A 19,171-nucleotide genomic window follows, 5' to 3' on the forward strand; every position below is an offset into this window, starting at 1 on the left:
CCCGCCGGGCTGCGATTTCAAGCCTTGACCTTACTCGGCGGCCAGTTCGGCGGACCTCAGGTCCTTGGCGGCGTCCAGACGATCCACCAGGGCGTCATGCTGACGCCACAGGGCGGTCGGCAAGCGGTCGGCGAACTGGGCGTAGAAGTCAGGGATCAGCGAAGCTTCTTCCGACCAGACGTCGACATCGACGTCCAGCAGGGTCGACAGGGCCGCATCGGACAGGTCCAGACCGCCCAGGTCCAGGGCGGCGGCCGTCGGCACCCGGCCCACGGCCGTGTCGGTCGCCTCGGCCTTGCCGTCCAGACGCTCGGCGATCCACTTCAGGACGCGGGCGTTGTCGCCGAAGCCCGGCCAGACGAAGCGGCCGTTCTCGTCCTTGCGGAACCAGTTGACGAAATAGACGCCCGGCAGTTTCGCCGGATCGGCCTTCTCGCCCAGCGACAGCCAGTGGGCGAAATAGTCGCCCATGTTGTAGCCGCAGAAGGGCAGCATCGCGAACGGGTCGCGGCGCAGGGTCCCGATGGCGTTCTCCGCCGCCGCCGTGCCTTCACTGGCCACGGTCGAGCCCATGAAGACCCCGTGCTCCCAATCGAAGGCCTCGGTCACCAGAGGCACGGCCGAGGCGCGGCGGCCGCCGAACAGGATGGCGTCGATCGGCACGCCCTTCGGGTCTTCCCATTCCGGCGCGATGGTCGGGCACTGGGACGCCGGGGCGGCGAAGCGGGCGTTCGGGTGGGCGGCAGGCTCGCCCGAAGCAGGGTCGTGCGGTTGGCCCTTCCAGTTGGTCAGACCCGCCGGCGCTTCCTTGGTCAGGCCCTCCCACCAGACGTCGCCATCGGCGGTCAGGGCCGTGTTGGTGAAGACGGTGTTGGTCGCCAGGGTCTGGAGGGCGTTCTGGTTGGTGTTGCGGCTGGTGCCCGGCGCCACGCCGAAGAAGCCGGCTTCCGGGTTCACGGCATACAGGCGGCCGTCGTCGCCGAAGCGCATCCAGGCGATGTCGTCGCCGATGGTCTCGGCTTTCCAACCGGGGATCGACGGCTGGAGCATGGCCAGATTGGTCTTGCCGCAGGCCGACGGGAAGGCGGCGGCCATGTATTTCGCCTGACCTTCCGGGTTGGTCAGCTTCAGGATCAGCATGTGCTCGGCCAGCCAGCCCTCGTCGCGGGCCATGACCGAGGCGATACGCAGGGCGTAGCATTTCTTGCCCAACAGGGCGTTGCCGCCATAGCCGGACCCGTAGGACCAGATCTCGCGCGTCTCGGGATAGTGGACGATCCACTTATCCTCATTGCAGGGCCAGGCGACGTCCGCCTGCCCTTCGGCCAAGGGCGCCCCCAGGGTGTGAACGGCGGGCACGAAGACACCGTCCTCGCCCAGCACGTCCAGCGCCGGTTGGCCCATGCGGGTCATGACGCCCATGGAGACGGCGACATAGCCGCTGTCGGTGATCTCGACGCCGAGGGCGCTGATCTTCGAGCCCAGCGGGCCCATGGAGAAGGGCACGACGTACATGGTGCGGCCGGCCATGCAGCCGTCGAACAGGCCGTCCATGCGGGCGCGCATTTCGACCGGATCGGCCCAGTTGTTGGTCGGGCCGGCGTCCTGTTCATCGGCCGAGCAGATGAAGGTGCGGCTTTCGACGCGGGCGACGTCGCGGGGGTCGGACGCGGCGTAGTAGCCGCCGGGGCGCTTCTTCTGGTCCAGGGCCTTCAGCGTGCCCTTGTCGATCAGGTCGGCGATGATCGCGGCCTTTTCGGCCTCGGAACCGTCGCACCAGTGGACCCGGGCGGGTTTGGTCAGGGCGGCGATCTGTTCGACCCAGGCGATCAGGCCCTGGTGACGGGTCGGCGCCGGGCGAAGGCCCGGTACGGTCGAAGTGGAATCCACGCGAACTCTCCTGATGCAGGCCCGGCTGGTCTGTCGCCGCCGTGGCCTTCTCCCAATGTTACAGCGCCTCACGACCTGTAACAGCCGCAAAGACACCCACTGTCACGCCACGTCAACCGGCGCACGATTTCGCCTCTCGGCCTCGCGTTCCGGCACGCCCTTGGGCCGAAACCGGTCGCCTTGGCCGTTCGGCGGCTGTATCTCCGTTCCGTGCAGACGCTCGATTCCATCCAGACCGCCGTTCCACCGGGCGCCCTCGCCTCCCCCGCCGTGGCGCGGAACACCGCGCCGATCCTGGAAGTCCTGCGCGCCCATCTGCCCGCCAGGGCCCGGGTGCTGGAGATCGCGTCGGGCTCGGGTGAGCACGCTCTGGCCTTCGCGCGCGCCCTGCCCGAGACGACCTGGACGCCCAGCGATCCGTCGCCGGAAGCCCTGGCCAGCATCGCCGCCTGGCGGGCCGAGGCGGACCAGCCGAACCTGAACGCCCCGCTGGAGCTGGACGCCGCCGCTCCGGAGACCTGGCCCGAGGTCGACGCCCAGGTGATCTTCTGCGCCAACATGATCCACATCAGCCCCTGGGCGGCGACCGAAGGCCTGCTGGCCGGCGCGGGCCGCATGCTGCCCGATCCGGGCGGCCTGCTGGTCCTATACGGGCCTTACCGCGAGAGCGACGTGCCTCTGGCCCCCTCCAACGCCGCCTTCGACGCCAGTCTGAAGTCGCGAGATCCGGCCTGGGGGCTGCGGGATCTGGACGCGGTCGTCGCCCTGGCGAAAACTCATCGCCTGCACCTGACCCGGCGGGTCGAGATGCCGGCCAACAATCTGATGCTCCTTTTCCGACGCGCCTGAACAACGATCCAGAACGGACCCCGACCATGAAAGCCCTCCTTCTCGCCGTCGCCCTGGCCTCGGTCGCGCCCGCCTCGGTCGCGCCTGTCGCGATGGCCCAGTCGTCCGGCATCTCCAAACAGGTCAGCGCCCTGTCCTATGGCGACCCAATCGCCCTGTCCGACGCCCAGGTCATTCTGGACCGGGCCGTGCGCGCCGCCCGCGCGGCCGGGCACCGGATGGCCGTGGCCATCGTGGAGCCGAGCGGCGAACTGGTGGCCTTCGCCCGGATGGACGACACCCAGTACGGCTCGATCCATGTGGCCCAGCGGAAGGCCTGGACGGCGGCGCGGTATCGCCTGTCGACCGCCAGCCTGGAGGAACGGGTCCTGTCAGGCCGGACCGTGACCCTGGCCAACGAGGACAGCCTGCCCATCGCGGGCGGCCTGCCCATCGTGATCGACGGCCGGATCGTGGGGGCCATCGGGGTGTCGGGGGCCTCGGCCGCCGAGGACGCGACCATCGCGGCGGCGGCCCTGGTCGCGGAGTAGACCGCCTCGATTGACGACGCGGGGCGGCTCGGGCCAATGACCCCATGGCCCAGACCCTGACCTACGACGGCGCCGAGCCGAGCCGCATCAACAAATGGCTCGGCCAGTCCGGCGTGTGCTCGCGCCGCGAGGCGGACGCCCTGATCGCAGACGGCCTGGTGTCTATCGACGGGGTGGTGGTGACCGATGCGGGGCGGAAGATCGAGGCGGGCCAGACCCTGACCCTGTCCGACCGGGCCGAGACGGCGCTGGCGGCGGGCGTGACCATCGTGATGCACAAGCCGGTGGGCTATGTCTCGGGCCAGCCGGAGCCGGGCAAGATCCCGGCGGTTCGGCTGCTGACCGGGGCGAACCGGCTGGGCGACGGCGCGGTTCCGGCCAAGAACGAGAGCCTGCCCCCCATCGGGCGTCTGGATGAGGATTCGCGGGGGCTGTTGCTGCTGTCCTCGGACGGAGTGGTGGCCAAGGCGGTGATCGGGCCGGAGTCGAAGCTGGACAAGGAATACCTGGTCGAGGTGCGCGGGCCGGTGACGGAGAAGAAGCTGACCATGCTGCGCCACGGGCTGGAGCTGGATGGGCGGAAGCTGAAGCCGGCGCGAGTGACGCAGATGGAGCCGCAGCGTCTACGGTTCGTCCTGACCGAAGGGCGGAACCGTCAAATCCGGCGGATGTGCGATCTGGTGGATCTGCGCGTGACCGATTTGCTCCGCATACGGATCGGGCCGATCAAGCTGGACGGCCTGCCCGAGGGGAAGTGGCGGGTTCTGACGCCGGACGAGCGGGCGGCGCTGATCGGCTGAGGCCGCGTCCGGACTCCAAAACACCGTCCGAAGCGTCCGAAGAGTCCGAAGCGTTCGGATAGATCGGGGGTGGGTGCGACGTGTCAAAGACCTGCTCGCGACGTGGTGACGATAAAGTCCCGGCGCAAGGCGGTGTCAGGAAAATAATCCCCCATCCATTCACCCCAGCGAAGGCTGGGGTCCAGATGGAAATCCCAGCGCTTCGAGCAGACGGACGGTGCGTTGTCCAAGCCGCCTCGATCCGCAATCTGGACCCCAGCCTTCGCTGGGGTGAACGGTGAATGGGGTCAGTCGGCGTCGCTTTCACGAGAACCAATCACTACCGCGCCGCCGGAACCGGCCAGCGCCGTCTCCAGCCGGCCCCGATCCAGCCCGCCCTGCCAGCGCGAGACGACGATGGTGGCCACCGCATTGCCGATGAAGTTGGTCAGGGCGCGGCACTCGCTCATGAAACGGTCGACGCCGAGGATCAGGGCGATGCCCGCGACCGGCACCGACGGCACGACCGCGAGCGTCGCCGCAAGCGTGATGAAGCCCGCGCCGGTCACCCCGGCCGCGCCCTTGGACGACAGCATGGCGACGCCCAGCAACAGCGCCTGTTCGCCGATCGACAGGTCGATGCCACAGGCTTGAGCGATGAACAGGGCCGCAAGGGTCATGTAGATGTTGGTGCCGTCCAGATTGAACGAATAGCCCAGCGGCACGACCAGACCGACGACGGGCTTGTCGCAGCCGGCCTTCTCCATCTTGTCGATCAGGCTGGGCAGGGCCGCTTCGGAGGACGAGGTGCCGAGCACCAGCAGCAGTTCCTCCTTCAGGTAGCGCATCAGCCTGAAGATCGAGAAGCCGTTGAACCGCGCGACCAGGCCGAGGATCACCACCACGAACAGGGCCGAGGTCAGGTAGAAGGTAGCGACCAGGGCGGCCAGGCTGATGACGCTCTCGATGCCGTAGCGGCCGATGGTGAAGGCGAAGGCGCCGAAGGCCCCGACGGGCGCGGCCTTCATCAGGATGGCCACCAGTTTGAAGAAGGCCTCCGACACGCTTTCCAGCAGGGTCATCACCGGCCTGGCCCGCTCGCCGATGGCGGCCAGTGAAATGCCGAACAGGATGGCGAAGAACAGGACCTGGAGGATGTTGCCGGTCGTGAAGGCCCCCACGACCGTGTCGGGGATGATGTTCATCAGGAAGCCGACGATGGTGCTGTCGTGGGCGGCGGCGGCGTAGCCCTGGACCAGCCCCTGATCCAGCGAGGCCGGATCGACGTTCATGCCGCTGCCCGGCCTGACGACGTTGGCGACGATCAGACCGACGATCAGGGCCAGGGTCGAGAAGGTCAGGAAGTAGGCGAAGGCCTTGGCGGCCACGGCGCCGACCTTTCCGAGGTCGCGCAGGTGAGCGATGCCGAGGGCCACGGTCAGGAAGATGACCGGGGCGATGATCATCTTCACCAGCTTGATGAAGGCGTCGCCCAGCGGTTTCAGGCTCTCGCCGAAGCTCGGCCAGAAATGACCGATCAGGGCGCCCAGACCGATGGCGACCAGGACCTGAAAATACAGATGGGTCCAGATCGGCTTCTTCGTCGGGGGCGGAGGCGGCGGCTCGACCGGATCGGGAACGGCGACGCCGGGGGCGACCTTGACCGCGCGGGGCTTGCGGGGCGTCGGGGGCTTCGCGGACGGCTCTCGAGCGGGCGTCTTGGGGGTGCGGGCCATGCGGGTCTCTTGCGATTCCCGGCGATGCTAGCGGAGGCGGTTCGGCGCGGCCATCGGGCGGGCTTGCGTCGAACCGCCTCCCCGGCGGATCAGGCGTCGCGCGAGCGGGCTTCCAGTTCGTCGGCGCGGCGTTCCATCTCGGCGGCCCGGCCGGGCATGCGACGACCGGCGGCCTGGAGCTCGGCGTCGGTCACGGTGTTGCCGCGCGCGGCGTTCTCGCGGATCTGGCGGGCGCGATAGGCCGGATCCTCCAGACGGCGGCTCTCCTGACGGAGCTGTTCGGCGCCGCGACGCATGTTCTCGGCCCCGAGCCGCATGTTGACGCGGGCGTCGGCGCGGGCGCGGCGGGCATCCGCCATGGCGTTGGCGCGGGCTTCGGCGGCGACGCGACGGCCCTCGGCGGCATGGGCCAGACCGATCTGGCGGGCCTGCTCGCCCATGGCGCGGGCATGTTCGGCGGAGACGCGGACGGACTCGGCCTGGACCCGGCGGGCCTCGGCGTTGTGGCGATCCGCTTCGGCGCGAGCGCGGGCGTCGGCGGCGCGGGCGCGCTGCTCGGTTGCGCGGGCGCGGGCCTCCATGGCGGCTTCACGGGCTTCGACGGCGGCCTGACGGGCTTCCTCGACGTCCTGACGCTCCGCCGGGGTCAGCTCCTCCCAGCTGCGGCCGTTGTAGCTGAAGGTGTATTGGCCGCTGTAGGCCGGCGGCGGCGCGGGCGGGGCCGGAGGCGCAGGCGGTGCGGGGGGTGCCGGAGGGGCGATCATGCCGAGGGGAGCCAGAGGCGCCAGGGGTGCGGACGGAGGCGCGGGCGGGGCCGGAGGCACGATCAGCGAAGGCGGAGCCGGGGGCGCGGGCGGTGCGGGCGGGACCGGCGGCGGGAAACCGAGGGCCGCGAGATTGAAGAAGCCGCGACGGGCCTCGGCGGGCTCTGCGGCGGCCTTGGGCGCGGTCGACGGGGCAGCTTGGGCGGCGGGCGATGCGGCGGGCGAAGCGAAGACGGCCGGGGTCGGCTCGGCGCCGCGCGAATGCAGCTCCAGGGCGGCGATGGGCGTGGCCACGGCGGCCAGGGCGGCGACGGCGGTCAGGATGACGGCCGGACGGCGGACGGGGGTCTTGTCGGTCATGAGGGTTGCGATCCTTCGTTTCAGGGAGCGGCCGTCGCCCGCCATCGCGGTCGCGGCCAGAGGGGTGTTCAGCGGCCCCGGAGCGGCGGCGAGGCCGATCAGGGCGCGGGCGTAGGCGTGGCGGTCCACCTGGCCCACGGCGACGGCGTCGGCCGCCTCCTCGGAGCGTTCGATCAGGTCGCGGTGCAGCAGCCAGACCAAGGGGTTGAACCAGAAGACGGCCAGGGTCAGCCGCGACAGGACCAGGAACAGCCAGTCGCGACGGCGGATGTGGGCGAGCTCGTGGGCCATGACGGCTGCGGCCGTCTGGGGCCGGCTGAGCGTGGCCGGGTCGATCAGGACGGCGCCTGGGTGCAGACCCCAGCTGAGCGGGCTGGCGATGCGGTCGCTGGTCTTCAGCACCGGCCGGGCGGCGGGCGTCAGGGGCTTGAGGGTTTCGGTCCAGGCGTCGGACTTCACCGGACGACCGGCCTCGGTCCACCGCGACAGGGTCCAGACCCCGGCGGCGAACCGGCCCGCGACGATCAGGGCGCCGACGCTCCAGGCCAGGGCGAGAGTCTGGCCCAGCGACGGGAGCAGCAGCGAGCCGGAGACGGTGACGCCCTGAACCGGGTGCAGGTCGCCGCTCCACAGGGCTGGCGGCGGCAAGGGCTGCTCCGCGGCGGGCAGGAGCGCCAGGCTCAGCGCCGGACCGAAGGCCATGAAGAGCGGCAGGGCCAGCAGGATGCAGACCGTGGCGCGGAGCACATCGACCCGGTCCTCGGCGCGGCGGGCGATCAGGTGGGACAGGCCGAGGCCGAGACCCGCGACCACCGACGACTTGGCCAGGAGGGCGATCAGGAGGGCGGCGCTCACTGGTCCTTCTCCCGCGCGGCGTCGAGCAGTTTTTCCAGCGCGGCGATCTCATCGGCCTTCAGCGGTTCGCCCATGCCCAGAAGGGCCGTGGCGGCGCTGGCGGCGGAGCCGGCGAAGAAGGTGTCGACCATCCGCTTCAGGGCGCCGGCGGCGACGCTTTCGGTACGGGGCACGGGCCGATACTCGAACCCGTCCCCGCCCGACGCCCGCGACACCAGCCCGCGATCTTCCAGTCGCTTCAGCAGGGTGCGGACGGCGGAATCGCTCAATGTATCGGGCATGGCCGCACGCACGGCGGCGGCGGTGGCGACCTCCAGGCGACAGAGGATTTCGAACACCTCTCGTTCCCGCCTCGGCAAGCTCTCGATCATCGCCAGTCTCCGCTACATTTGTAGCGTTACATTTGTAGCGGATTGAGGCGGGATTGGGGCATGCGAATGAAGGTTTCGACAGGCGTCCGTCAGCGCTTCACGGGGACGTGGAAATCGAGCGTGACGCCCGGCGTGGTCGGCTCGAACTCGCCGTCATAGAGTTCGAAATCCGGGCTCTCGGCCAGGGTCAGCCCGCTGGCCGGGACCAGTTCGCCCCAGATCCTTTCCATGGCCGCCTTGATCTGCGGATGCACGGCCGAGCCGTCGAGCGTGATGCGGAAGACGAGGTAGGTGGCGGCAGGAATGGCCTTCAGTTCGAAGCCTTCGGGCGGGGTGGCGTCCGGCTCGACCCCGACGCCGGCCATGTAGGCGAAACTCCCCTCCTCCCGGTCGAAGCCCCAGACGACGCCATAGGTGTTCCAGCTAGCGACCTGACCCTCGAACGGCAGGGCGCCGATCAGGCGGGTCCAGAGCTGGGGGATGTCGGACTTGTCCGCCTGGTCGAAGCGGCGCGACGGGCCGGCGACGGTGAAGGCCTCCATGGTCTTCAGGTCCGGCAACTGGACGACGGCGGCGGCGTGGGTGGCGGCGGTCATGGGGTATTGTCCTTCCATGGGGGTGACGGCGAAACCGCGCCGGAAACGGCCGGGCGAGGTTCCGAAGATGCGGACGAAGGCGCGGGTGAAGGCCTCTTGCGACTCGAACCCGCAGTCGAAGGCCAGATCGACCAGCTTCAGATCGGGGTCGTCGACCAGCCGGCGCGCGGCGCGGATCAGGCGGCGGGCGCGCACATGCGCCATCACGCTCCGTCCCATCCGGGCCGAGAAGACGCGCGAGAAATGATAGGGGGACAGGCCCGCACGTTCGGCGATGGCGGCGAGCGTCAGCGGCGCATCCAGATGCGCCTCGATCCAGTCGACCATGGCGGTCAGACGGTCGGCGAAGGATGTCGGCGCGGTGTCCATGCGCCGACTATGGACCGGTCAGGACGGGCCGTCCTGACCGGTCTTGCTGTCAGCGGTTGATGCGGGCCTGGTTGGCGGCGTTGTAGCGGTCGCCGACCACCCGGATCGCCGACAGGGCCGCGCCGATCTCGGCCAGATCCGCCTCGGTCAGTTCGACGTCGAGAGCGCCCAGGTTCTCGTCCAGACGATGCAGCTTGGTCGTGCCGGGGATGGGCGCGATCCAGGGCTTCTGGGCCAGCAGCCAGGCCAGGGCGATCTGGGCGGGCGTCGCGCCCTTGGCCGTGGCGATGGCGGTCACCGCCTCCACCAGTTTCGCATTGGCCTGACGCGCCTCTGCGGCGAAGCGGGGCACGGTGTTGCGGAAGTCGGACGGGTCGAACTCGGTCTCCGTCGTGATCGCCCCGGTCAGGAAGCCCTTGCCGAGCGGGCTGAACGGGACGAAGCCGATGCCCAGCTCCTCCAGGGTCGGCAGGATGTCCGCCTCGGGCTCGCGCCACCACAGGGAGTATTCGCTCTGCAGGGCCGCGACCGGCTGGACCGCGTGCGCCTTGCGGATCGAGGCGGCGCCGGCTTCGGACAGGCCGAAATGCTTCACCTTGCCCTCAGCGATCAGGTCGCGGACCGTCCCGGCCACATCCTCGATCGGCACGTTCGGATCGACGCGGTGCTGGTAGAAGAGGTCGATGACGTCGGTGCGGAGCCGCTTCAGCGAGGCCTCGGCCACGACGCGGATGTTCTCTGGACGGCTGTCGAGGCCGTCGGCGACCTTGCCGCCCTTGAAGCCGAACTTGGTGGCGATCACCAGCTCGTCGCGGAACGGTTGGAGCGCCTCGCCCAGCAGGTCCTCGTTGTCGCCGGGCCCATAGGCCTCGGCCGTATCGAAGAAGGTCACGCCGCGCTCGACCGCGCCGCGCAAGAGGGCGATGCCGTCCTTGCGTTCGACCGGGACGCCGAGCCCGAACGACAGGCCCATGCAGCCGAGGCCGAGGGCCGAGACCTCCAGGCCGGAGTTTCCGAGAGTACGTTTTTTCATGTGCAGACTCCTTGGGGAGAAGGAGGTCGGCGGCGGCGTCAGGACGTCGGGCCGGCCAGATAGTGTTCGTCGCTCACCTGTTCCATCCAGGTGACGACCTCGCCGTTCAGGGCTTCCTGAAGGGCGATATGGCTCATGCCGGTGGTGGCCGTCGCACCGTGCCAGTGGCGCTCATCGGCAGCGATGACGACGGTGTCGCCGGGGCGGATGGTCTCGACCGGACCGCCCTCGCGCTGGAACCAGCCGAGCCCCTGGGTGACCACCAGGGTCTGACCCAGCGGATGGGTGTGCCAGGCCGTGCGAGCGCCGGGCGAGAAATGCACCACGGCGCCGCGCAGGGTCGCGGGCGGGATCTGGGCGAACGGGTTCTCGATCCGCACGGTCTCGGTGAAATAGTCCGCCGAACCCGCAGCGGCCGGGGTCGATCCGTTGCGGACGATGGTGGTGTCGCTCATGACGATCTCCTGCGGCGGGGCTGGCGTCAGCCCCGCCATGACGAGCGCAAGCGCGTGTTCGATCACGCCGCCGGAGCTTCCAGCGTCGCCATGTCGATGACGAAGCGGTAGCGGACGTCGGACTTTTCCATCCGGTCGAAGGCGTGGTTGATCTCGTCCATGCGGATCATTTCGACGTCGGGAAGGATGTTCTTCTCGGCGCAGAAATCGAGCATCTCCTGGGTCTCGCGGATGCCCCCGATGGGCGAGCCGGAGACGCGGCGACGGGCCATCAGCAGAGGCAGGGTCGACATCTCCTCCATCGGGCCAAGCTGACCGACGATGACCAGGGTCCCGTCGATGTCGAGCAGCGTCATATAGGGGTTGAGGTCGTGCTTCACCGGCACGGTATCGATGATGAGGTCGAGGCTGTTCGCCGCCGCCTTCATCGCCGCCTTGTCGGACGAGACCAGCAGTTCGTGCGCCCCCAGCTCCTTCGCATCGGCTTCCTTGTCGGCGGTGCGGCTCAGGACCACGACATGGGCGCCCAGGCCCACGGCCAGCTTGACCGCCATGTGGCCGAGACCGCCCAGGCCGATGACGCCGACGCGGCTGCCTTCCTTGACGCCCCAGGTCTTCAGCGGCGACCAGGTGGTGATGCCGGCGCAGAGAAGCGGCGCGGCCTTGGCCATGTCGAGGCCGTCGGGCATGCGCAGCACGAACTCCTCGCGCACCACCAGATCCCTGGAATAGCCGCCGTAGGTCGGTTCGCCCGTGATCCGGTCCTTGCCGTTGTAGGTCTGGGTGTTGCCGTGGCGGCAGAGCTGTTCCTCGCCCTTGTCGCACTGGTCGCAGTGCTGGCAGCTGTCGACCATGCAGCCGACGGCGACGCGATCGCCTTCCTTGAACTTCTTGACGTCCGGGCCGACGGCGGTGACGACGCCGACGATCTCGTGACCCGGCACCACCGGATAGGAGGACCAGCCCCAGTCGTTGCGCGCCTGGTGCAGGTCGGAGTGGCAGACGCCGCAATACTGGATCTGCATCTGCACGTCGTTGCCGCGCAGCTCGCGGCGGTCGAACGCCCAGGGGGCCAGCGGCGTGGTCGTGGATTGTGCGGCGTAACCGATGGTCTTCATGGGGAGCGATCCTTCAAACGGCGGACGCGGAGCGGCGCATGGCCAGCCCCGTCGATGACGCAAACCTAGGCCGCGACATCGCAACCGATTAGTCGCTATACGTCGCATGATCCTATGAATGGAGATCATGAATGAAGCGGGACGAGCTGGGCGATCTGGCCGCCTTCCTGGCCGTGGCCGAGGAGCGCAGCTTCACCCGCGCGGCGGCGAAGATCGGCCTGTCGCAGTCGGCGCTGAGCCACACGATCCGGCGGCTGGAGGCGCGGCTGGGGCTGCGTCTCCTGACCCGCACGACCCGCAGCGTGTCGCCGACCCAGGCCGGCGAGCGGCTGGTGGAGACCCTGCGTCCAGCCTTCGACGGGATCGAGGCGCGGATCGATGCGCTCAGCGAACTGCGCGACCGCCCGGCAGGGACCATCCGCATCACCTGCGGCGAGCACGCGGCCCACACCATCCTGTGGCCGGCGCTGGAGAGGCTGTTGCCCCTCTACCCCGACATCACGGTGGAGATCGCCACCGACTATCGGCTGATCGACCTGGCCGAGGGGCGGTTCGATGCGGGGGTGCGGCTGGGGGAAAACTTGTCGGACGACATGATCGCCGTGCCGATCGGGCCGTTGGTGAAGATGATCGTGGTCGGTTCGCCCGCCTATCTGGCCGACCGCCTGATGCCGATTACGCCGCAGGACCTGACCGACCACGCCTGCATCAACCTGCGCCTGCCGACGCGGGGCGGTCTCTATGTCTGGGAGTTCGAGAAGGACGGCCGGCCGGTGAACGTGCGCGTCGACGGGCCGGTCATCATCAACGACATGACCCTGATGGTGCGCGGCGCGGTCGCGGGGCTGGGCCTCGGCATCGTCATGGAGGACCAGGTGGCGGAGCACATCGCCGAGGGTCGCCTGGTCCAGGTGCTGGCGGACTGGTCGCCCCCCTTCCCCGGCTATCACCTCTATTACCCTAGCCGCCGACAGCCCACCCCGGCCTTCTCCCTGGTGGTCGAGGCGTTGCGGTATCGAGGCTAGCGCGTGGTGGTCAGGACCACGCCGACCAGAACGGCGGCCCAGTGGACGCTGGCGGCGGCCACGACATGGCCATGCCAGATGGCGCGGAACCACTTCAGCTTCTTACGGACGTAGAAGACCGCTCCGGTCATGTAGAGCACGCCGCCGATGGCCAGCAGCAGAAGGGCGATCCACGAGCCGTGGGCGACCATCGGCTGGAAGGCGATGACCACCAGCCAGCCCAGCGCCATATAGACCGCGACCCACAGCCCCTTGCCAATGCCCGGCAGGAACAGCTTCCCGAGCGCGCCCAGCGTCGCCAGCCCCCAGACGGCGCCCGTCATCGCCCAGGCCCAGGCGCCTTCCAGATTGTGCGTCGTGAACGGGGTGTAGGAGCCCGCGATCATGAGGAAGATGCCGGCGTGGTCCAGTCGCCGCAGCAGCGGCCGCCACTGGGGCTTGGCGAAATTATAGGCGGTCGAGAAGCCCAGCATGGCCAGCATGCCCAAGGCGTAGACGGCCACGGCGGCGACCAGACCCGTGTCTCCGCGCGCCACCGACAGGCCCAGCAGCACGCCTCCCCCGAACAGGGCGAACGCAAGCCCGGTCAGGTGAACGACCAGATCGGCGCATTTGGCGCGAGGCGTCGGATAGTGCCGGGGTGGCAGGGGCGTGGTGGTCATGGCTTCAGCCTGGGAATGGGACGACGACTGTCGCCCGTTCACCGATCATGCGCAAACGAAGTGGACGAAATGGGGCGGGATCACTCCCACTCGATCCTTCAATAGACCAGAAGGCGCTGATTTATCAGCGCCTTTTCTCTCATCCGCGCACCATACCGCGCGAGCTACCGTCACTTGGACAGCGCTTTTGAATTCATTGGTGAAATTCGACGTAATAAAATTCTAGTGATGTCGCCATCTATCGGCAGGCAACTCTGCTTCAAGACCAACCAGCACCGCTATGACAAGCGAATAGGCAGTTGGACTATACCGTATCATCAAACCGACAACAGACGCCACTGAAGCCGGTTGATACCGTCAGTCTCGCTTGGTCGAGTTGTTCAAAGACTCCGACGCCTGCTCCGGAATTGTCACCTCAACACGAAGACCGCCTCCTGGCGAGCGCAAGAACTGCACCTGTCCCCCATGGGCCTTCACAGTGGCGAGGACGATAGAGAGGCCCAGACCGCTCCCTCCGGTAGGGGCATTCGACGCGCGGAAAAAGCGCCGTCCCAAACGATGCAGATCCGAGAAGGCCACGCCCGGTCCGTCGTCCTCGACGATCAAGCGTCCGGAAGTCGGGTCGTAGCTGATCAGGATTGAAGACTCTGCGTGCGCCTGTGCGTTGGCGAGAAGATTGGCGGCCGCTGCCCCGAAGCGATCTGGATCCACGTTGAGCAGGGCGTCACCATCGACAAACGAGACCCGACCATCGCCTTCCGCTCCTGCAAACAGCGATCGGAGCGTCACCCAGCGGCGATCCTCGTCGCTAACCGGCATCTCGTCCTCGCGCGCCAGGGCGAGAAGCCCCGTGACGAGGCGGGCGGTGCGATCGACAGAGGTCTGAATCTGCTCCAGCGCGCGGCTTCGAACGGCAGGGTCCGAAGACGACGCCGCAATCTGCGCCTGGACACGCAGGCCTGCCAGAGGCGTACGCAACTCGTGCGCGGCGGCGGCCGTGAACTCGGCCTCGCGACGCCGCGCTGCGCCAAGGCGTGACATCAGGTCGTTCAGCGCCAGGGCGAAGGGACGGAGTTCGCGGGCGTCCGGCGATACGTCCAACGCCGTCAGGTCTTCCGCATCCCGTACCGCAAGGCTGCGGGTCATTTGTCGAATAGGGGCCAGCCCCCGCCCAACCGACCACCAGATCAGCACGCCCAGCGCCAGCAGACCGAGGACCGCCGGACCGATCAAGGCGGTGACGACATTGCCGACCAGGTGTTCGCGAACGGCCAGATTGTCCCCAACCATCACCCGAAAACCGGCGTCACGATCATGCACCGTATAGACGCGCCAGCGCTCGCCCCGGATCGTGCGCTCAGAAAATCCGTCGCCCCCTTCCGACAATCGCTCCGCAGGCGCGCTTTGGGACCGACCAATCAGATCGCCTTCCAGTGACCAGATCTGGCAGGAGAGCTGACGGTCATAGACATCGGCGGCCCCGGTGTCCGGAGCCTGGATCGCCGGGCGCACGCTGCCGGCCTGCATCAAGGACGAAACCATGCGGGCCGACTCCATCAGGCGCCGGTCCAGCACCCGTTGCACTTCGGCCCGGGTCTGGATTTCGACCCAGACGACCGCGCCGCCCCAGACCAGGGCGGTCACGAGCGCGAGAGTGACGAACAGACGCAGGCGGATCGAGCTCATTGCAGGGTGTATCCCACGCCGCGCACGGTGCGGATGAAGCCGGCGCCCAACTTGGCCCGCAAATAGTGGATGTGCACTTCCACGGCGTTGGAGCCAATCTCCTCCTGCCAGCCGTACAGGCGTTCTTCCAATTGACTGCGCGAGAGGACCTGTGCGGGCCGTTCCATCAGGGCCTCCAGGATAGCGAACTCACGTCTCGAGAGGGGCAGGTCGCCCTCTTCGCGCCAGGCCAGACGCGACTTGGGATCGATGGTCACCCCGCCATGGCGCAACGCGGGTGTCGAGCGTCCAAGCAGGCGACGCCGCACCGCGCGCAATCGCGCGGCCAGCTCGTCGAGATCGAAGGGCTTGCCGACATAATCGTCCGCGCCGGCGTCCAGACCCACAATGCGGTCCCGACTGTCATCGCGCGCCGACAAGACCACCACGCCGACATCCATGTCGCGCTCTCGAACGAAACGCAGCACCGAAAGGCCGTCGCCGTCAGGAAGCCCCAGGTCCAGCACGACCGCATCGAACGCCGAGCTTTCCAGCGCCGCGAGGGCGTCCTCGACCCGCCCGACGACTTCGACCGTCCAGCCGCAGGCGCTGAGCCCGACCTGGAGGCCGTCGGCGAGAACGGGATCGTCTTCTATGGCGAGCAATCTCATGCGGCGTGACGTGCAAGCTCCGGCTTAAGCCTGACTTAAGCTCGCTTGCCGACGAGATGGCCATGAGGTTTTTCCGCCGACTGCTGCCCGCCGCTCTCGCAATCCTGTCCTTTGCCTTGCCGGGCTCGGCTCTGGGTCAGGCCCCGCTTTCGCCCGACAAGGCCTTCGCCCTGACGGTGACGCGTGAGGCTGACGGCGATCTGGCTTTCGCCTGGGACATTGCGCCTGGCCATTATCTCTATCGTGACCACACCGTCGCCAGCACGCCGGGCGGGAAGGAGTCTCTGCCGCTGGAACTGGCCGCCGGCGAAACCAAGGACGATCCGGGCTTCGGCGTCGTCGACGTCTGGCATGACGCGGGTCGCGCGACCCTGTCGGCGCAGACGTTGACGCAGGCGGGTGAGCCGACGTCGGTCAACATCACCTATCAGGGCTGCCTCGAGGACTCGATCTGCTACCCGCCAATGACGCGCACCATCGACGTGCCGACCCGGCCGCAGGCTGACGTGGCCGCGCGGGAGGCCGATGCGCAGACCGCACAGGCCGCGGCCATGCTGGCGATCCAGGCGCCGGGCGCTGCACCCGCGCCCGAGAACGACGAGAGAGAGTCGGCGCCTTCGCCGGTCGCGTCATCGGCGGCGGTCACTCTGGACGCCAACCCGGGCTTCGTCGATCGCCTGGCGCTGCAGGGCGGGGCGACCTGGGTCCTGCTCGCCTTCTTCGGTTTCGGCGTGCTGCTGGCCTTCACGCCCTGCGTCTTTCCCATGTATCCGATCCTGGCCGGCGTCATCGGACGCGGCGTGGACGGGCGCGGTACGCGCCGAGGCCTGATGCTCTCGGTCGCCTATGTGCTGGGCCTTTCCATCGCCTTCGCCCTCCTGGGCGTCGCGGCCGCCTGGTCCGGACAGAACCTGCAGATGGCGCTCCAGTCGGTTTGGGCCGTCGGCGCTCTGGCTGTCGTCTTCGTCGTTCTCGCCGCCTCCATGTTCGGCGGCTTCGAGTTGCAACTGCCCTCGGCCTGGACCAGCCGCCTGTCCCGCGACGGCGGCGACGGCCGGCGGTCCCTGCCCTCAGCCGCAGGTCTGGGCTTCGTCTCCGCCCTTATCGTGGGCCCTTGCGTCACCGCGCCCCTGGCGGGCGCCCTGCTCTACATCGCCCAGACCGGCGACGTTGGGCTGGGCGCGGCGGCCCTGTTCTTCCTGGGCCTGGGCAAGGGGGTGCCCTTGATCGTGTTCGGCACGGTCGGCGCGCGCTTCCTGCCCAAGGCCGGGCCGTGGATGGACCGGGTGAAGATGCTGTTCGGCTTCATCTTCCTGGGCATGGCCTGGTGGCTGGCCAGCCGCATCCTGCCGCCGACGGCGACGCTCGCTCTCGGCGCGGCGCTGGCGCTCGGTCTGGCGGCGGCTCTCGGCCTGTTCCAGCCGCTCAGCCCGAACCTGAGAAACGGCGTCGCCCGTGTCGCCGGCCTGGCGGCCGCGACCTGGGGCCTGTTGCTGCTGGTCGGCCTCAGCCTCGGGGCGGACGACCCTTGGCGTCCGCTTGAGCCCCTGGCGCGTCCCGCTGGACTAGCAGCCGCCGCGCCGGTCGAAACCGCAGCGGTCGTGCTGGATCAGACGGCGCTGGACCGCGCCGTCGCCGATGCCGGCGCGCGCGAACGTCCCGCCCTGGTCTATTTCACCGCTGACTGGTGCGTCAGCTGCAAGGTAATCGAGCGGACGGTGTTCGAGGACCCCGCCGTCATCGCCGGCCTTTCGAACACCGACCTCATCAAGGTCGACGTCACGCGCAGCACGCCCGAGGCGCGCGCGCTTCTTGAGCGGCACGGGGCGGTCGGGCCGCCGACTATGATCTTCCTTTCGCCCTCGGCGACCGAAGCGCCGGGCAGCCGACTGATCGGAGAGATGTCGGCCCAAGATGTCGCATCCGCCTTGCAGAGCGCCGGAGCCGCCGCATGAACGCCATCACCCTGGGCCCGGTCGTCCTGTCCGGCGAGCGGTTCGCCATCATCGCGGGCGTGTTCGTCTTCATGATCGGCGCCGGACTGCTGGCCAGCCGGGTCAGCCCGCGCTTCAATCTGTGGAGCACGGTTCTGGTCTTCGGCGGTCTGGCCGCCGCCCGCCTCGGTCACGTGGCGACGCACTGGGAGTATTTCGGGGCCGACCCGTGGCGAGCGCTCGCGATCTGGCAGGGCGGGTTCAGCTGGATCTGGATCGCGCCGGTCGTGATCCTGGCCACGATCCTGCTGCTGCGCACGACGCGCGAACGTGCCTGGGCCATTGCGCCTGTGCTGGCCAGCGCCCTGGTTTGGACCACCGCCCATCAGTTGGCCTCGGCGACGCAGCCCATGGCGCCGCCCGCCCTGACCCTGGCCGCGATGGACGCCCCGCCAATTGACCTCTCCGCTCCGGGCGACCGGCCCACGGTGATCAATCTCTGGGCCACATGGTGCCCGCCGTGCCGACGAGAGATGCCGGCATTGGCCCAGGCCGAGAAAGCCCATCCGAATGTGCGCTTCCTCTTCGTCAACCAGGGCGAGGGCGAAGCCGGCGTTCGGGCCTTTCTTCAGAGCCAGGGGCTGGCCCTCGACCATGTGCTGTTCGACGAGGCCATGGCGGTGCCGCGCCACTACGGCACGGCCGGCATTCCGGTGACCCTGTTCCTCCACGCCGACGGCCGTTTGGCCAAGGCCCACATGGGGGAAATCGCCCCCGAACAGATCGCGACCGAAATCGCGCGTCTGCACTGACCCTTCGCCTCACGGAGCTTCCATGAACCGCACCTTCGCCCCTGCCCTCGCCGCCGTTCTGGCGCTCGCCGCCTGCGGCCCCGCCGACGCCGACAACGGCGCGGCGCCCGCCCATCCTTCCGCAGCCTCTGGACAGGACATGCCGGCCATCGCTCAGGTCGGATTCAACGATCTGCTGCGCGACCCAGCAGCGCCCTTCATCGGCGCCGAAAACGCCGATGTAACCATCATCGGCTTCGTCGATTACAACTGCCCCTACTGCAAGAAGATGCAGCCGGAGATCGACGGCCTGCTGAAGGCGGACCCCAAGGTGCGCGTCCTGTACAAGGACTGGCCGATCTTCGGCGACGTCTCGGAGACCGCCGCCCGGACCGCCCTCGCCGCCGGTTATCAGGGCAAATACGAGGCCGTCCATAACGCCTTCATGCTGTCGCCGTCGCGCATCGGCGACCAGGCGGACATCACGCGTCTGGTCCAGTCGGCCGGCGTGGACATGGCGCGCCTGAATCAGGACCTGGCCGATCACCGCGCAGACATCGACGCGGTGCTCGACCGAAACGGCCGAGAAGCGGCGGCCCTGGCCCTGCAGGGCACGCCCGCCTTTATCATCAACGGCAATCTGATCCCCGGCGGCATGCCCCAGGCGCAACTCGAAGCCGTGATCGGTCGTATCCGCTCCGGACAACCGCTGCGCTGA

The 19,171-nt window shown here is 68.7% G+C and carries 18 protein-coding genes; 7 read left to right on the plus strand and 11 right to left on the minus strand.

The annotated features are described in order from the left end of the window. Window positions 1–30 precede the first annotated feature (30 nt). Window positions 31–1,890, minus strand: a complete 1,860-nt coding sequence (locus ACETK8_RS12870) for a phosphoenolpyruvate carboxykinase (GTP) (protein ID WP_374036315.1) — start codon at window positions 1,888–1,890, stop codon at window positions 31–33. Window positions 1,891–2,100: 210 nt separating this feature from the next. On the opposite strand from ACETK8_RS12870, the gene ACETK8_RS12875 reads away from it, so the two are divergent. Genes ACETK8_RS12875 through ACETK8_RS12885 form a run of 3 tightly spaced genes read left to right on the plus strand, consistent with a single transcriptional unit; the run spans window position 2,101 to window position 4,069 of the window. Further along, a complete protein-coding gene (locus ACETK8_RS12875) occupies window positions 2,101–2,739 on the plus strand; it encodes a DUF938 domain-containing protein (protein ID WP_374036316.1) in 639 nt (212 codons plus the stop codon). Window positions 2,740–2,765: 26 nt separating this feature from the next. After that, on the plus strand, window positions 2,766–3,269 hold the full coding sequence (locus tag ACETK8_RS12880; RefSeq protein WP_374036317.1) for a GlcG/HbpS family heme-binding protein: 504 nt from the start codon (window positions 2,766–2,768) through the stop codon (window positions 3,267–3,269). A gap of 44 nt (window positions 3,270–3,313) precedes the next feature. Continuing rightward, on the plus strand, window positions 3,314–4,069 hold the full coding sequence (locus ACETK8_RS12885) for a pseudouridine synthase (RefSeq protein WP_374036318.1): 756 nt from the start codon (window positions 3,314–3,316) through the stop codon (window positions 4,067–4,069). Between the two features lie 287 nt (window positions 4,070–4,356). On the opposite strand, the gene ACETK8_RS12890 is transcribed toward ACETK8_RS12885, so the two are convergent. From ACETK8_RS12890 to ACETK8_RS12920, 7 genes are all read right to left on the minus strand, one after another. Then, window positions 4,357–5,784, minus strand: a complete 1,428-nt coding sequence (locus ACETK8_RS12890) for a dicarboxylate/amino acid:cation symporter (protein ID WP_374036319.1) — start codon at window positions 5,782–5,784, stop codon at window positions 4,357–4,359. A gap of 89 nt (window positions 5,785–5,873) precedes the next feature. Beyond that, a complete protein-coding gene (locus ACETK8_RS12895) occupies window positions 5,874–7,763 on the minus strand; it encodes a M56 family metallopeptidase (protein WP_374036320.1) in 1,890 nt (629 codons plus the stop codon). Beyond that, window positions 7,760–8,134 carry a BlaI/MecI/CopY family transcriptional regulator gene (locus ACETK8_RS12900; protein WP_374036321.1) on the minus strand — a complete coding sequence of 125 codons (375 nt, stop codon included), beginning with the start codon at window positions 8,132–8,134 and terminating at the stop codon, window positions 7,760–7,762. Before ACETK8_RS12900 ends, ACETK8_RS12895 begins: the two co-directional genes overlap by 4 nt. Window positions 8,135–8,223: 89 nt before the next feature. Then, window positions 8,224–9,099 carry a helix-turn-helix domain-containing protein gene (locus ACETK8_RS12905; protein WP_374036322.1) on the minus strand — a complete coding sequence of 292 codons (876 nt, stop codon included), beginning with the start codon at window positions 9,097–9,099 and terminating at the stop codon, window positions 8,224–8,226. A 49-nt stretch (window positions 9,100–9,148) separates the two neighbouring features. Further along, window positions 9,149–10,132, minus strand: coding sequence for an aldo/keto reductase (locus ACETK8_RS12910; RefSeq protein WP_374036323.1), 984 nt, complete (start codon window positions 10,130–10,132; stop codon window positions 9,149–9,151). A gap of 38 nt (window positions 10,133–10,170) precedes the next feature. Continuing rightward, window positions 10,171–10,587, minus strand: a complete 417-nt coding sequence (locus tag ACETK8_RS12915; protein ID WP_374036324.1) for a (R)-mandelonitrile lyase — start codon at window positions 10,585–10,587, stop codon at window positions 10,171–10,173. A gap of 62 nt (window positions 10,588–10,649) precedes the next feature. Next, the gene (locus ACETK8_RS12920) at window positions 10,650–11,705 is read right to left on the minus strand and encodes an NAD(P)-dependent alcohol dehydrogenase (RefSeq protein ID WP_374036325.1); all 1,056 of its coding nucleotides are present in this window, start codon (window positions 11,703–11,705) and stop codon (window positions 10,650–10,652) included. 131 nt (window positions 11,706–11,836) lie between these two features. On the opposite strand from ACETK8_RS12920, the gene ACETK8_RS12925 reads away from it, so the two are divergent. Next, on the plus strand, window positions 11,837–12,730 hold the full coding sequence (locus ACETK8_RS12925; RefSeq protein WP_374036326.1) for a LysR family transcriptional regulator: 894 nt from the start codon (window positions 11,837–11,839) through the stop codon (window positions 12,728–12,730). Here ACETK8_RS12925 and trhA read toward each other — a convergent pair. The 3 genes from trhA to ACETK8_RS12940 form a co-directional block, all read right to left on the minus strand. Next, window positions 12,727–13,392: a PAQR family membrane homeostasis protein TrhA gene (gene trhA, locus ACETK8_RS12930; RefSeq protein WP_374036327.1), complete on the minus strand. Its 666-nt coding sequence runs from the start codon at window positions 13,390–13,392 to the stop codon at window positions 12,727–12,729. The genes ACETK8_RS12925 and trhA overlap by 4 nt on opposite strands. Before the next feature lie 357 nt (window positions 13,393–13,749). Next, window positions 13,750–15,078, minus strand: coding sequence for an ATP-binding protein (locus ACETK8_RS12935; RefSeq protein WP_374036328.1), 1,329 nt, complete (start codon window positions 15,076–15,078; stop codon window positions 13,750–13,752). Further along, window positions 15,075–15,728 carry a response regulator gene (locus ACETK8_RS12940; protein WP_008264155.1) on the minus strand — a complete coding sequence of 218 codons (654 nt, stop codon included), beginning with the start codon at window positions 15,726–15,728 and terminating at the stop codon, window positions 15,075–15,077. Before ACETK8_RS12940 ends, ACETK8_RS12935 begins: the two co-directional genes overlap by 4 nt. Window positions 15,729–15,790: 62 nt before the next feature. Between ACETK8_RS12940 and dsbD the strand changes: the two genes are divergently transcribed. The 3 genes from dsbD to ACETK8_RS12955 are packed head-to-tail and all read left to right on the plus strand — an operon-like array spanning window position 15,791 to window position 19,171. Beyond that, complete coding sequence (dsbD, locus tag ACETK8_RS12945) at window positions 15,791–17,683, plus strand: protein-disulfide reductase DsbD (RefSeq protein ID WP_374036329.1); 1,893 nt, start codon at window positions 15,791–15,793, stop codon at window positions 17,681–17,683. After that, a complete protein-coding gene (locus ACETK8_RS12950; RefSeq protein WP_228184665.1) occupies window positions 17,680–18,474 on the plus strand; it encodes a TlpA disulfide reductase family protein in 795 nt (264 codons plus the stop codon). The genes dsbD and ACETK8_RS12950 overlap by 4 nt, the downstream gene beginning before the upstream one ends. A 22-nt stretch (window positions 18,475–18,496) precedes the next feature. Further along, window positions 18,497–19,171: a DsbA family protein gene (locus ACETK8_RS12955; RefSeq protein WP_374036330.1), complete on the plus strand. Its 675-nt coding sequence runs from the start codon at window positions 18,497–18,499 to the stop codon at window positions 19,169–19,171.

Origin of the sequence: Brevundimonas staleyi, assembly GCF_041893865.1 — a bacterium.
GTDB classification, from domain to species: domain Bacteria; phylum Pseudomonadota; class Alphaproteobacteria; order Caulobacterales; family Caulobacteraceae; genus Brevundimonas; species Brevundimonas staleyi.

What these genes read in the sequence shown, in the direction of transcription:
- ACETK8_RS12915 (WP_374036324.1), bottom strand. Translation starts at nt 10,587, where the DNA reads ATGAGCGACACCACCATCGTCCGCAACGGATCGACCCCGGCCGCTGCG.
- ACETK8_RS12880 (WP_374036317.1), top strand. Translation starts at nt 2,766, where the DNA reads ATGAAAGCCCTCCTTCTCGCCGTCGCCCTGGCCTCGGTCGCGCCCGCC.
- ACETK8_RS12890 (WP_374036319.1), bottom strand. Translation starts at nt 5,784, where the DNA reads ATGGCCCGCACCCCCAAGACGCCCGCTCGAGAGCCGTCCGCGAAGCCC.
- ACETK8_RS12900 (WP_374036321.1), bottom strand. Translation starts at nt 8,134, where the DNA reads ATGATCGAGAGCTTGCCGAGGCGGGAACGAGAGGTGTTCGAAATCCTC.
- ACETK8_RS12925 (WP_374036326.1), top strand. Translation starts at nt 11,837, where the DNA reads ATGAAGCGGGACGAGCTGGGCGATCTGGCCGCCTTCCTGGCCGTGGCC.
- ACETK8_RS12920 (WP_374036325.1), bottom strand. Translation starts at nt 11,705, where the DNA reads ATGAAGACCATCGGTTACGCCGCACAATCCACGACCACGCCGCTGGCC.
- ACETK8_RS12955 (WP_374036330.1), top strand. Translation starts at nt 18,497, where the DNA reads ATGAACCGCACCTTCGCCCCTGCCCTCGCCGCCGTTCTGGCGCTCGCC.
- ACETK8_RS12950 (WP_228184665.1), top strand. Translation starts at nt 17,680, where the DNA reads ATGAACGCCATCACCCTGGGCCCGGTCGTCCTGTCCGGCGAGCGGTTC.
- ACETK8_RS12940 (WP_008264155.1), bottom strand. Translation starts at nt 15,728, where the DNA reads ATGAGATTGCTCGCCATAGAAGACGATCCCGTTCTCGCCGACGGCCTC.
- trhA (WP_374036327.1), bottom strand. Translation starts at nt 13,392, where the DNA reads ATGACCACCACGCCCCTGCCACCCCGGCACTATCCGACGCCTCGCGCC.
- dsbD (WP_374036329.1), top strand. Translation starts at nt 15,791, where the DNA reads ATGAGGTTTTTCCGCCGACTGCTGCCCGCCGCTCTCGCAATCCTGTCC.
- ACETK8_RS12885 (WP_374036318.1), top strand. Translation starts at nt 3,314, where the DNA reads ATGGCCCAGACCCTGACCTACGACGGCGCCGAGCCGAGCCGCATCAAC.
- ACETK8_RS12935 (WP_374036328.1), bottom strand. Translation starts at nt 15,078, where the DNA reads ATGAGCTCGATCCGCCTGCGTCTGTTCGTCACTCTCGCGCTCGTGACC.
- ACETK8_RS12910 (WP_374036323.1), bottom strand. Translation starts at nt 10,132, where the DNA reads ATGAAAAAACGTACTCTCGGAAACTCCGGCCTGGAGGTCTCGGCCCTC.
- ACETK8_RS12905 (WP_374036322.1), bottom strand. Translation starts at nt 9,099, where the DNA reads ATGGACACCGCGCCGACATCCTTCGCCGACCGTCTGACCGCCATGGTC.